Source organism: Amaricoccus macauensis (assembly GCF_014201905.1).
Taxonomy (GTDB): Bacteria; Pseudomonadota; Alphaproteobacteria; order Rhodobacterales; family Rhodobacteraceae; genus Amaricoccus; species Amaricoccus macauensis.
In genome coordinates this window covers 155539-168696 of record NZ_JACHFM010000002.1, presented here as the reverse complement: position 1 = coordinate 168696, position 13158 = coordinate 155539, and the positions used below count along the sequence as shown (strand labels likewise).

7 protein-coding genes and 1 pseudogene are annotated in these 13158 nt (G+C 71.1%); 7 read left to right on the top strand and 1 reads right to left on the bottom strand.

What is annotated here, in order from left to right; genetic code table 11:
* The first annotated feature begins 1 nt into the window (after position 1).
* The 4 genes from HNP73_RS08360 to HNP73_RS08345 all read left to right on the top strand — a co-directional run bounded on the left by HNP73_RS08360 (position 2) and on the right by HNP73_RS08345 (position 5539).
* The gene (locus tag HNP73_RS08360; RefSeq protein WP_184148229.1) at positions 2-2773 is read left to right on the top strand and encodes a DNA translocase FtsK; all 2772 of its coding nucleotides are present in this window, start codon (positions 2-4) and stop codon (positions 2771-2773) included.
* 368 nt (positions 2774-3141) lie between these two features.
* Entirely contained in the window at positions 3142-3381 is a 240-nt protein-coding gene (locus tag HNP73_RS08355; protein ID WP_184148228.1) for a hypothetical protein, read from the top strand.
* A gap of 114 nt (positions 3382-3495) precedes the next feature.
* Positions 3496-3903, top strand: a complete 408-nt coding sequence (locus tag HNP73_RS08350) for a metallopeptidase family protein (RefSeq protein ID WP_184148227.1) — start codon at positions 3496-3498, stop codon at positions 3901-3903.
* A gap of 160 nt (positions 3904-4063) precedes the next feature.
* Positions 4064-5539 carry a 2-isopropylmalate synthase gene (locus HNP73_RS08345; RefSeq protein ID WP_184148226.1) on the top strand — a complete coding sequence of 492 codons (1476 nt, stop codon included), beginning with the start codon at positions 4064-4066 and terminating at the stop codon, positions 5537-5539.
* On the opposite strand, the pseudogene truA reads toward HNP73_RS08345, so the two are convergent.
* A pseudogene (gene truA, locus HNP73_RS08340) lies at positions 5521-6282 on the bottom strand (tRNA pseudouridine(38-40) synthase TruA); the annotation flags it as partial. The gene HNP73_RS08345 and the pseudogene truA overlap by 19 nt on opposite strands.
* Positions 6283-6446: 164 nt before the next feature.
* On the opposite strand from truA, the gene HNP73_RS08335 reads away from it, so the two are divergent.
* The 3 genes from HNP73_RS08335 to HNP73_RS08325 are packed head-to-tail and all read left to right on the top strand — an operon-like array spanning position 6447 to position 13131.
* Positions 6447-9812: a transglutaminase family protein gene (locus HNP73_RS08335; protein ID WP_184148224.1), complete on the top strand. Its 3366-nt coding sequence runs from the start codon at positions 6447-6449 to the stop codon at positions 9810-9812.
* Entirely contained in the window at positions 9812-12253 is a 2442-nt protein-coding gene (locus HNP73_RS08330; RefSeq protein ID WP_184148223.1) for a circularly permuted type 2 ATP-grasp protein, read from the top strand. The genes HNP73_RS08335 and HNP73_RS08330 overlap by 1 nt, the downstream gene beginning before the upstream one ends.
* A complete protein-coding gene (locus HNP73_RS08325; RefSeq protein ID WP_184148222.1) occupies positions 12253-13131 on the top strand; it encodes a transglutaminase family protein in 879 nt (292 codons plus the stop codon). The genes HNP73_RS08330 and HNP73_RS08325 overlap by 1 nt, the downstream gene beginning before the upstream one ends.
* Positions 13132-13158 lie beyond the last annotated feature (27 nt).

Here is a 13158-nt window from a genome sequence, read left to right as displayed (position 1 = left end):
GATGGCGACACGCAGGAAGACCGCGCCGCGGGCGCCGCTCATGGAAAGCGACACCGAGGCGGCGCTGCGCCGGCGCGGTGGTGAACTCGTCGGTCTCGTGCTGATCATCCTCGCCGGGCTCGCCGCGGCGCTGATCTGGACCTACTCGCCCGACGATCCGAGCCTCTTCTCCGCCACCGACGCGGCGCCGACGAACGCGCTCGGCCTCGTCGGCGCCTCGCTCGCCGATCCGCTGCACCGCGCCCTCGGCTGGGGCGCCTACGGCATCGCCGTGGCGCTCGGTGCCTGGGGCCTGCGGTTCGTGCTGCACAGCGGCGAGGGCCGGGCGCTCCGCCGCTCGATCGCCCTGCCGGTGGCGCTCTTCGTCGCATCGACCTTCGCCGCGACCCACGTGCCGCCTGCCGGCTGGCCGAAGGACTACGGCCTCGGCGGCCTCCTCGGCGACGCGGCACTCGGCAACCTGATCAGCCTCGTGCCCCTCGACACCGCGCTGGCGTTGCCCCTCGTCTCAGTCACCCTCGCCGCGGCCTTCGTGCTCTCGACCGGCTACGCGCTCGGGGTCACATGGGCCGAGGCGAAGCGCTTCCTGCGCTTCCTCGGCTTCGGCTCGGTCGTGGTCTATGCCGGTGCCCACAAGCTCACCGGGCGCGCCGCCTCCGGCGCCGTGCGTGGTGCCTCGGGCGCGGTGCGCGGCGCGGCCGACGGCGCGCGCGCCGCGAAGACGCTCGCCGCCGAGGCGCGCGGCCGCCGCGCGGGCGCCGATCCCGCCTCCAATACCGGCCCCGCTGCGGCCCCCCTGCCCCGCAGCGGCGGCATCCCGCGCTTCGACCCCTCGGCGGTCGGCGCTGGCGAGGACGGCGTGCTCAACCGCATCCGCGAGGCGGTGCGCGCCCGCGCCGAGACCGACGTTACCACACGGCCGCAGACCCGGGTTCAGACCCGGCCGCAAACCCGCATCATCCCGTCCCTGACCTCGCGGCACGCCGAGACCGCGGAGGCGTCCGCTCACGAAATCGCCGCGCATGAAATTGCCGTCCTCGACCGGGACGACGATCGCTACGACATGGAGGACGAAGGGGACCTCGCTCCCGGCCGCCTCGTTGCAGCGGCGGCCCCGCAGCCTCGCGCGACCGAGACGCGGCGCGCACCCGAGACGCGCGCACCCGAGCCGCGCGTCCAGCCCGCCCGCCGCAGCCTGCCGAAAAGCTCCCGCGCGCGGCGCGAGGAAGAGCCCGAGCTCGGCCTCGACCCCGAGTCCACCGAGGCGTGGGCGCCGCCGCCCCTCTCGCTCCTGCAGAGCCCGTCGACGATCGTGCGCCACCACCTGTCGAGCGACGCGCTGGAAGAGAACGCGCGGATGCTCGAAACCGTGCTCGACGACTACGGCGTGCGCGGCGAGATCACCTCGATCCGCCCCGGCCCCGTCGTCACCATGTACGAGCTCGAGCCCGCCGCCGGCCTCAAGGCCAGCCGCGTCATCGGCCTCTCCGACGACATCGCCCGCTCCATGTCGGCGCTCGCCTGCCGCTGCTCGACGATCCCCGGCCGCTCGGTCATCGGCATCGAGCTGCCGAACGAGCTGCGCGAGAAGGTGCTGCTGCGCGAAATCCTCGCGGCCAAGGGCTTCGGCGACACCGGCCACGCCCTGCCGCTGGCGCTCGGCAAGGACATCGGCGGCGAGCCCGTGGTGGCGAACCTCGCGCGCATGCCCCACCTGCTCATCGCCGGCACCACCGGCTCGGGCAAGTCGGTGGCGATCAACACCATGATCCTGAGCCTCCTCTACAAGCTCTCGCCCGCCGAGTGCCGGCTCATCATGATCGACCCGAAGATGCTGGAACTCTCCGTCTACGACGGCATCCCACACCTGCTCTCCCCCGTCGTCACCGACCCGAAGAAGGCTGTCGTGGCGCTGAAGTGGGTGGTGGCGGAGATGGAAGAGCGCTACCGCAAGATGTCGAAGATGGGCGTGCGCAACATCGACGGCTACAACACCCGCGTGAAGGACGCGATGGAGCGCGGCGAGGCGTTCACCCGCACGGTACAGACCGGCTTCGACGAGGAGACCGGCGAGCCGGTGTTCGAGACCGAGAGCTTCCAGCCGCAGGCGATGCCGTTCATCGTGGTCATCGTCGACGAGATGGCCGACCTGATGATGGTCGCGGGCAAGGAGATCGAGGCCTGCATCCAGCGCCTCGCCCAGATGGCGCGCGCCTCGGGCATCCACCTCATCATGGCGACGCAGCGCCCCTCGGTCGACGTGATCACCGGCACGATCAAGGCGAACTTCCCGACCCGCATCTCGTTCCAGGTCACCTCGAAGATCGACAGCCGCACCATCCTGGGCGAGATGGGCGCCGAACAGCTCCTCGGCCAGGGCGACATGCTCTACATGGCCGGCGGCGGCCGCATCACCCGCGTCCACGGCCCCTTCGTCTCGGACGAGGAAGTCGAGGAGGTGGTGAAGCACCTGAAGAGCATGGGCGCGCCCGACTACGACGACGGCATCGCGAACGGCCCGGACGCCGACGAGGAGAGCGAAATCGACCTCGTCCTCGGCCTCGGCGGCAACACCGGCGGCGACGACGCGCTCTATGATCAGGCGGTGGCGATCGTCGCCAAGGACCGCAAGTGCTCGACCTCCTACCTCCAGCGCAAGCTCTCCGTCGGCTACAACAAGGCGGCGAAGCTCGTGGAGATGATGGAGGACCAGGGCGTCGTCAGCCAGGCCAACCACGTGGGCAAGCGCGAGGTGCTGATCCCCGAGCGGTGAGGGCCGCCCGCCTCAGCGGTCGTCCCGCTCACCGGCCGGGCACCTTGCCGGGCACACCGACAGGGAGCGGGGAGCGCTCACCTCGGAGGCGCCCCTTGCGCGACCTCATGGCTGCGTCGCGTACTGATACCACCTCTCGCGAACCCGAACTGGGAAGCACTGCATCGTAATTCGCCTCGAATCACGTTGACGGACAAGCATTTCGCCAACACGCTGTTCAGCAGAAGAATAGTACACCGCCCCAACGCACCCGCGACAGTTCGGGATCGAAGATGCGCATATTACTTGCAGTCGCGTTGGCACTTGGCACCTCGACGACACCAGCCGTCGCTGACTTCCAGTCGACTGCAATCGATTGTCTGGTCAGCATGGAAGCACTTTGGACCCTCGAACCATCTTCGGATCCCGAGCGGACCCCCGGTCCCGGCGCCTGGGAAGGCTTTCGGCAGGCGAACGAATACGTGACCGCGAACATGTCCAACGATCTCGCCATGATCATTGCGATTCGCCTGAACGCGCTTGCCGACGCACCGAAGGACAAGGCAGCCGCGAGCCTTGCGGCAGTCGTCAACCGGACCTGCCCGGATGTTCTGGACGCAACCGAGTAGGTGGCGGTCGGCCGCCCTGACCTTCCCGCAATCCCGGGACGGCAGGACGCCAACCCGGTTTGACCGCGCCGCCGCCTTGCGGCATAGCCCGGGCTCCCGCCAAGGAGCCGACCCGTGGCCGATCCCCTTTCCCTCCCCGCCCCCAGCCTTGCCGACTTCGAGGTGCTGGCGAGCCGTGCGTTCGATGACCTGCCGCCCGAGGTGCGGACCGCCTGCAAGGGGCTCGCGATTCGGGTCGAGGATTTCGCCGACGAGGCGGTCCTCGACGATCTCGACATCGAGGATCCGTTCGAGCTGACCGGGCTCTATGACGGGATCGCGCTGACCGAGCGGTCGGTGCTGCATCAGCCGACGCGGCCCGACGCGGTCTGGCTCTACCGCCGGCCGATCCTCGAGGAGTGGATCGAGCGGGGCGACGTCGGGCTCGACCGGCTGGTCGCGCACGTGCTCGTGCACGAGATCGCCCACCACCTCGGCTGGTCCGACGACGACATCCGCGCCGTGGACGACTGGACCGAGTAGACTTCCGCCGATGGACCAATGGAGCGGCCGCCGACCGGCCGATCCCGCTTGTCCGGCGGGCCGCCAGTTTCTATTGTCGCGGGCCACCGCAAGGCAGCTTTGAGGAAGTGAGTGGAGGGGCGTGGTGCGCGTCCCTGTGAAGGTAAAGAGGAGCAATGCCATGCCGGGACGCTTGAGCCTGCCTGTCGCAGTTCTCGCGCTCGCTGCCGGCCTCGCGCCGGTCGCGGCGCTCGCTCAGGAGCAGGTGCTCCGCAAGGAATACGACAACGGCGGCGTCTACGAGGGCAGCTTCGTCGACGGGCGGCAGCAGGGCAAGGGCACCTACACCCTGCCGAACGGCTACAGCTACACCGGCGACTGGGTCGAGGGCCGCATCGAGGGCGAGGGCCGCGCGACCTTCCCCGACGGCTCGGTCTACGAGGGCCACTTCGCCGGCGGCCAGCCCGATGGTCAGGGCAGGATCACCTATCCCGCCGGCGGCAGCTACGACGGCGCATGGGCGGCCGGCCGCATCGGCGGTCAGGGGACCGCCACCTACCCCGACGGCAGCCGCTACGAGGGCAGCTTCGTGGATGGCAAGCAGGACGGCGAAGGCACGCTGACCCGCCCCGACGGCACGATCTATGCAGGCACGTGGAAGGCCGGCGCCGAGCAGGGCCGCGGGAAGATCACCTACCCCGACGGCGCCACCTACGAGGGCGACATCGCGAACGGCCTGCCGGACGGCCAGGGCACGCACGTCGCCGCCGACACCACCCGCTACGAGGGCGCATGGTCCGCCGGCAAGTTCAGCGGCGAGGGCACCCTCACCCAGCCGAATGGCGACCGCTACGAGGGCGCGTTCGTCGCCGGCAGGCGTGAGGGGCTCGGCCGCACCACGACCGCAAAGAACGACGTCTACGAGGGCGGCTTCAAGGCTGACCAGCGCGACGGCGCCGGCACGCTGACCAACGCCGATGGCTACCGCTACACCGGAACATGGGCCGAGGGCCGCTTCGAGGGCGACGGAAAGGCCACCTACCCGGACGGCTCGGTCTACGAGGGCGCGTTCCACGCCGGGCTGCCCGACGGCCGCGGCAAGATCACCTACGCGGACGGGCGCAGCTTCGAAGGCGACTGGAAGGCCGGCGCGATCTCGGGCGAAGGGACGGCGCACTATGCCAACGGCCTGGTCTACACCGGCGGCTTCAGCGAGGGCCGCAACGACGGCAAGGGCAAGCTCACCTCGGAGGACGGCTACAGCTACGACGGCGACTGGTCGGCCGGCCAGCGCAGCGGCCAGGCGGTGGCGGTCTACGCCGACGGCATCCGCTACGAGGGCGGCTTCGCCGACGGGCAGCGCTCGGGTCAGGGCAAGATGACCATGCCGGACGGTGCGGTCCTCGAGGGCACGTGGAAGGCCGGCCTCCTCGACGGCCAGGGCACCGCGACCTATGCGGACGGCGCGGTCTACGTCGGCGCCTTCGTCGGCGGTCAGCGCGAGGGTCAGGGCAAGATCACTCTCGCCGACGGACGCACCTATGAGGGGCTCTGGACCGCCGGCCAGCCCGCCGCCGCCGAGCCCTCCACGCCGCTGCCGCCTGAGGAAACCCCCGCCCCCGCCGAACCCGGGTCGCCGAACGGGTCGAACGGATAGCGCACCGCGGCGAGGTAGAGCCCGCCCGGCGGGCAGACCGGCCCGCAGGCGGCGCGCTCGCGGGCCGCAAGCGCCTCGGCGACGCGCCCGGGCGACCAGTATCCCGCCCCGACCCGCTCCAGCGTCCCGACGATGCCGCGAACCTGATTGTGCAGGAAGGACCGCGCCCGCAGGCGGAAGCGGTACTCCACCCCGGTCGGAAGGGCGACCTCGGTGATCGTCACCTCGTCGAGCGTGCGCACCGGGCTCTTCGCCTGACAGGTGGACGAGCGGAAGGTGGTGAAGTCGTGCCGGCCGATCAGCGCCGCCGCGCCCGCGCGCATCGCCGCGACGTCAAGCTCATGCCCCACGCGCCAGGCGAGCCCCCGCTCGTGCACCAGCGGCGCCCGACGCGCAATCAGGCGGAACAGATACTCCCGCTCCACCGCCGAGAAGCGCGCGTGGAACTCCGGATCGACCTCCGCGACCGCCACCACCGCCACCGGCTCCGGCCGAAGATGCGCGTTCACCGCCGCGAGCAGCCGCGCCGGCTCCCACGAGCGCGCGATGTCCACATGCGCCACCTGCCCGGTGGCGTGAACGCCCGCGTCGGTCCGCCCGGCCCCGGTCACCGTCGGCGCCTCCGGGGCGATGCGCGCGATGGCGTCGTCCAGCCGGCGCTGCACGCTCGGGTGCGCGGCCTGCCATTGCCAGCCGACGAACGGCCGGCCATCGTATTCGATCTTCAGGGCGTAACGCGGCATGGCGGGCCCCTACCCCGCTCCCGCGCGGTTCTCAAGCCCCGCCGGAGCCGTGGCCGCGAGACCGCGCCCTTGGAAAGGTTCCCGATGCAGCGCAACATAGCCGTGGAACAATTGTTAATTCTATGAAAACCTGCCGACGTCGTTCGCGATGATACGGGAACAAGATGTCGATCAAGGCCAGCATCTACCACCTCACCCACTATCGTTATGACCGCCCGGTCAGCCTTGGCCCCCAGATCATCCGCCTGCGGCCGGCGCCGCATTCCCGCACGCGTGTGCTGTCGCATTCGCTGAAGATCGCCCCGGCGGGCCACTTCGTGAACCACCAGCAGGACCCTTACGGCAACTGGCTCTCGCGCTTCGTCTTCCCCGAGCCGGTGACCGAGCTCAGGATCGAGGTCGATCTCGTCGCCGACATGACGGTCTACAACCCCTTCGACTTCTTCGTGGAAGAATCGGCGGAGGCGTTCCCGTTCGAGTACCCCGAGGATCTGCTCGACGATCTGGTGATCTACCGCCGGCCCGAGCCCATGGGGCCGCGCCTCACCCGGTTCATGCAGTCCGTTCCGGCCACGGCCCCGAACACGGTCAATTTCGTCGTCGACCTGAACCGGCGGCTCTCGCAGGAAATCGGCTACGTCATCCGCCTGGAACCGGGCGTCCAGACCCCGGAGGAGACCTTCGCGCGCGGCACCGGATCGTGCCGCGACACGTCGTGGCTGCTCGTGCAGATCCTGCGCAACCTCGGCCTCGCGGCGCGCTTCGTCTCGGGCTACCTGATCCAGCTCAAGCCCGATCTCGTCGCGCTCGACGGGCCGGCCGGCACCGACCACGACTTCACCGACCTGCACGCATGGGCCGAGGTCTACCTGCCAGGCGCCGGCTGGATCGGGCTCGACCCGACGAGCGGGCTCCTCACCGGCGAAAGCCACATCCCGCTGGCCGCCACCCCGCACTACCGCAACGCCGCGCCGATCTCCGGGCTCGCGAGCTATGCCGAGGTGGATTTCGCCTTCGACATGCGCGTGGCGCGCGTCGCCGAGCATCCGCGCATCACCCGGCCGTTCTCCGACGCGGCATGGACCGCGCTGAACGAGGTCGGCCGCAAGGTCGACGCGAGCCTCGCCGCCGGCGACGTGCGCCTCACCATGGGCGGCGAGCCGACGTTCGTCTCGATCGACGACTTCGAGGCGGCCGAGTGGAACACCGGCGCCGTCGGCCCGATGAAGCGCGGCCTCGCCGACCAGCTCATCCGCCGGCTGCGCGACCGCTTCGCGCCGGGCGGCTTCCTGCACTACGGTCAGGGAAAGTGGTATCCGGGCGAGAGCCTGCCGCGCTGGACCTTCTCGCTCTACTGGCGCAAGGACGGCGCGCCGATCTGGCGCGACCCGGCCCTCATCGCCGAGGAGGGTGCCGACACCAAGGCCGGCCCCGCCGAGGCCGAGCGGCTGCTGCGGGGAATCGCCGCCGAGCTTGACCTCGCGCCCGACATGGTGACGCCGGCCTACGAGGACCCGGCCGAGTGGATCGTGAGGGAGGGCGACCTGCCCGCCAACGTCACGCCGGAGAACTCCAAGCTCAAGGATCCGGAGGAACGCCACCGCATCGCCCGCGTCTTCGACCGCGGCCTCGCCACCCCCTCGGGCTACGTGCTGCCGATCCAGCGCTGGCAGAGCAAGGCGTCCGGCGCGCCGCGCTGGAGCTCCGAGAAGTGGCGCACGCGGCGGAGCCATCTCTACCTCGTCCCCGGCGACAGCCCGGTCGGCTATCGCCTGCCGCTCGGCAAGCTGCCGTGGGTCTCGCCGTCGGACTACCCCTACACCAACACCGCCGACCCGACGACGCCACGCGGGCCCCTGCCCGATTTCCGCAACCGGGCGCCGAGAACCCGCTCCCCCGAGCCGCCGCAGCCGATCCACGGCGGCCGCGCCCAGCCGATGGCGCATTTCACCACCGATGGCACCGCGCAACAGACACTGGTCGAGCAGGAGCTCACCGAGGTCGGCGGGGCGGTGCGCACCGCCATGTCCGTCGAGCCGCGCGACGGGCGGCTCTGCGTCTTCATGCCGCCGGTCGAGACCATCGAGGACTATCTCGAACTCGTCGCCGCTGCCGAGACGGCGGCGAAGACCATGGGCCTGCCGGTGCACATCGAGGGCTACGCGCCGCCGAACGACCCGCGCCTCAACGTCATCCGCGTGGCACCCGATCCCGGGGTCATCGAGGTGAACATCCACCCGGCCGCGTCGTGGGAGGACTGCGTCGCCATCACCACCGGCGTCTACGACGAGGCGCGGCAGTGCCGCCTCGGCGCCGACAAGTTCATGATCGACGGCCGGCACACCGGCACCGGCGGCGGCAACCACGTGGTGGTCGGCGGCGCGACGACGCTCGACTCGCCCTTCCTGCGCCGCCCGGACCTCCTGCGCTCGATCATCCTGCACTGGCAGCGGCATCCCTCGATCAGCTACCTCTTCTCCGGCCTCTTCATCGGCCCGACGAGTCAGGCGCCGCGCATCGACGAGGCCCGCCATGACGGGCTCTACGAGCTCGAAATCGCGCTGGCGCAGATCCCGCCCCCCGGCGCCGGCGAGGCGCCCGCGCCGTGGCTCGTCGACCGGCTGCTGCGAAACCTGCTCGTCGACGTCACCGGCAACACCCACCGGGCCGAGATCTGCATCGACAAGCTCTATTCCCCCGACGGCCCCACCGGCCGGCTCGGGCTCGTGGAGTTCCGCGGCTTCGAGATGCCGCCCGACGCCCGCATGAGCCTCGCGCAACAGCTGATGATCCGCGCGCTCGTCGCCCGCCTCTGGCACGCACCCGTCACCGGCCACCTGACGCGCTGGGGCACCGCGCTCCACGACCGCTTCATGCTGCCGCATTTCGTCTGGACCGACTTCCGCGAAGTCCTGCGCGACCTGCGCGCCCACGGCTTCGACATGCGCCCCGACTGGTTCGAGGCGCAGGCCGAGTTCCGCTTCCCGTTCTGCGGCGAGATCGACACCGACGGCGTCCACATGGAGCTGCGTCAGGCGCTCGAGCCGTGGCACGTGCTCGGCGAGACCGGTGCCATCGGCGGCACCGTGCGCTACACCGACAGCTCCGTCGAGCGGTTGCAGGTGAAGCTCACCGCCACCGACCCCGACCGCTACGTCGTCACCTGCAACAAGCGCCGGATGCCGCTGCAGAAGACCGAGGTCAGCGGCACTTCCGTTGCCGCGGTGCGCTTCAAGGCATGGCAGCCTGCGGCGGCGCTGCACCCGGTCATTCCGGTCCATGCGCCACTCACCTTTGACATCTACGACACGTGGACTGGCCGGGCCATCGCCGGCTGCACCTACCACGTGGCGCATCCCGGCGGGCGCAACTACGAGACCTTCCCGGTCAACGGCAACGAGGCCGACGCCCGCCGCCTCGCCCGCTTCGAGCCCATGGGCCACTCCACCGGCAACTACCTGCCGCCCGAGGAACACCCCTCGCCCGAGTTCCCGATGACCCTCGACCTGCGCCGGGCGCCGGGGATCTGATGCCAACCTCCGCGCGCCGTCAGGGCCGGGCCGGCGACGAGGCGGCGATCGCGCGCCTCCTCGCCGGCTATCACCCGCCCGCCGGGACGTCGGACGAGCTCTATGACCACGAGGGCGCGATCCGGCCGGTCTGGCGCGAGTTCATCGGGCATCTGGCCGGGCTCCCGCCCGACGACGTCACCCGGCGCTTCGCGCGCGGCGACCAGTACCTGCGTGACGCCGGCGTCTTCTACCGCCAGTACGACGCGAAGGGCGCCAATGAGCGCGACTGGCCGCTCTCCCACGTCCCCGTGCTCATCGAGGAGGCCGAGGCCGAGAGCCTCTCGCGCGGCCTGATCCAGCGGGCGAACCTGCTCGAGATGGTCCTTGCCGATCTCTACGGCGAGAACCGGCTGGTGGCGAACGGCCACCTGCCCGCGGGCCTCATCGCCGCCAACCGCGAGTGGCTGCGCCCGCTGGTCGGCGTGCGGCCGCGCGGCGGGCACTTCCTCCACCTCGTCGCCTTCGAGATCGGCCGCGGTCCGGACGGCAACTGGTGGGTGCTCGGCGACCGCACGCAGGCGCCCTCCGGCGCGGGCTTCGCCCTCGAGAACCGGGTGGCGACCGCGCGGGTCTTCAGTGACTTCGCCGCCGAAATCCACGTCCACCGCCTCGCGGGCTTCTTCCGCGCCTTCCGCGGCGCCCTGCAACGCCTCTCGCCCGACCCCGCGTCACGCATCGCCATCCTGACGCCCGGGCCGCTCAACGACACCTACTATGAACACGCCTACATCGCCCGCTATCTCGGATTCATGCTGCTCGAAGGCGAGGATCTCGCGGTCGAGGGCGGCAAGGTCATGGTGCGCACCGTTGACGGGCTGCGGCCGATCTCGGTGCTCTGGCGCCGGCTCGACGCCGCCTTCGCCGACCCGCTCGAACTCGACGACACCTCGCGCCTCGGCACGCCCGGCCTCGTCGGCGCCCTGCGCGAGGGCTCGGTCACCCTCGTCAACGCACTCGGCTCCGGCGTCCTGGAAAGCCGCGCGCTCCTCGCCTTCCTGCCCCGCATCGCCGAGGAACTGCTCGGCGAGCCGCTGCTCCTGCCCAACATCGCCACCTGGTGGTGCGGCCAGCCCACCGAGCGCGCCCACGTACGCGCCAACCTCGACCGGCTGATGATCGGCTCGGCACTCTCGACACGGCTTCCCTTCGAGCCCGACGACGCCACCCTCCTCGGCCGCCAGCTCCGCGAGGGGGCGCCGGGCGAGCCAGCGGACGGCGCGCAGGGCGCCTTCGACGACTGGATCGAGACCAACGGCGCCAGCCTCGTCGGGCAGGAAGCGGTGGTGCTCTCGACGACGCCCGCCTGGGTCGACGGCGCCCTCGTGCCCCGGCCGATGTCCCTGCGCGTCTTCCTCGCCCGCACGGCCACCGGCTGGGAAGTGATGCCCGGCGGCTTCGCCCGCATCGGCAACAGCCTCGATCCGAAGGCGATCGCCATGCAGCGCGGTGGCAGCGCCGCCGACGTCTGGGTGGTGAGCCCCGAGCCCGTCGACCATGTCTCGCTGCTGGAGCCCCGTCCGGGCGGCTTCGCCCGCACCGCACCGGGCGTCCTGCCCGCCCGCGCCGCCGACAACCTCTTCTGGCTCGGCCGCTACGTGGAGCGCGCCGAGGGCATCATGCGGATGGCCCGCGCCTACCATGTGCGCCTCGCCGAGACCGCCGACCCCGAGGCGCCCCTCACCGCGCACCTCGCGGCCTATCTCGAGCGCGCCGGCGTCGAGCTCGACCGCCCGATCCCCCACGCCCTCACGGACGTCCTCGTCTCGGCGATCATCAGCGCCGGCAACGTGCGCGACCGCTTTTCGATCGACGGCTGGATGGCGCTGAACGACCTCCTGAAGACCGCGAACCAGCTTGCCGGGCGCGTCACCGAGGGGGACGACGCCGCCCGCGCGCTTGGTGTGCTCCTGCGCAAGATCACCGGCTTCTCCGGGCTCGTGCACGAAAACATGTACCGCTTCACCGGCTGGCGCTTCCTTTCAGTCGGCCGCAGCCTCGAGCGCGCCATCACAATGGCGGGCGCGCTCTCCGCGTTCGCCGACCCGGGCGCACCTGACGGCGCGCTCGATCTCGCCGTCGAGATCGGCGACAGCGTCATGACCCACCGCCAGCGCTACGCGGTCACCACCTCGCGGGAGACCGTGGTCGACCTCCTCGCCCTCGACGCGCTGAACCCGCGCTCGGTGCTCTACCAGCTTTCCGAAATCCGCGACCATGTGGCGTTCCTGCCGGATGCCGAGGTGAACGGCCAGATGTCGCCGCTCGCGCGCCGCGTCCTGCAACTCCACACCGCCCTCGCGGTCGAGACCCCGGGGACAGTCGACCCCGGCGCGCTCTGCGATCTGGTCAACGACATCGGCGGGCTTTCCACCCTGCTCTCAGACACGTATCTGCGCTGATGCTCTACGACATCGGCATGACCATCGCCTACGACTACGACCACCCGGCGAACGCCGGGCGGCACATCCTGCGGCTGATGCCCGCCGACCTGCCGGGGCTTCAGCGACGCATCACCGGCGCCCTCACGATCACCCCCGAGCCCGCCGAGCAGCGGGCGCTCACCGACTTCTTCGGCAACCCCGGCGTCGAGGTGGTGTTCCGCGAGGCCCACGACGAGATCCTCTTCCGCCTGACAAGCCGCGTCGAGCGCCTGCCCCAGCCGCGCGGCTTCGACATCTCGCCGCCGCTCTCGCGGCTTTCGACCGAGATCGCCGAGCATCGCAGCCTCGATGCGTCCGCGCCGCACCACTTCCTGACCGCCTCGCCACGCGTCGCGCTCTCGCCCGAGATCACTGCATGGGCCCGCGCGCAGGTCTCGCCCGCGATGACCGTCGCCGCCGCCGTCGAGGCGGTCGGCCTCGCGATCCACCGCGACTTCGATTTCGACCCCGACGCCACCACCGTCGACACGCCCCCCGCGGAAGCCTTCGCGCGCCGCCGCGGCGTCTGTCAGGACTTCGCCCACGTGATGATCGCCGGCCTGCGCGGCATCGGCGTCCCCGCAGGCTACGTCTCGGGATTCCTGCGCACCTTCCCGCCGCCCGGCCAGCCGCGCCTTGAGGGCGCCGACGCCATGCACGCCTGGGTGCGCACCTGGTGCGGCTGGGAAGCGGGCTGGACCGAGTACGACCCGACGAACGCCATCGCCGCCGGCACCGACCACATCGTCGTCGCCCGCGGCCGCGACTACGGCGACGTCGCCCCGGTCAAGGGCGTCCTGCGCATCGCCGGCGAGCAATCGACGGAACAGGCGGTGGACGTCGTGCCGGTGGAGTGAGCGCGCGGCTGATCGTTCTCATCCCGG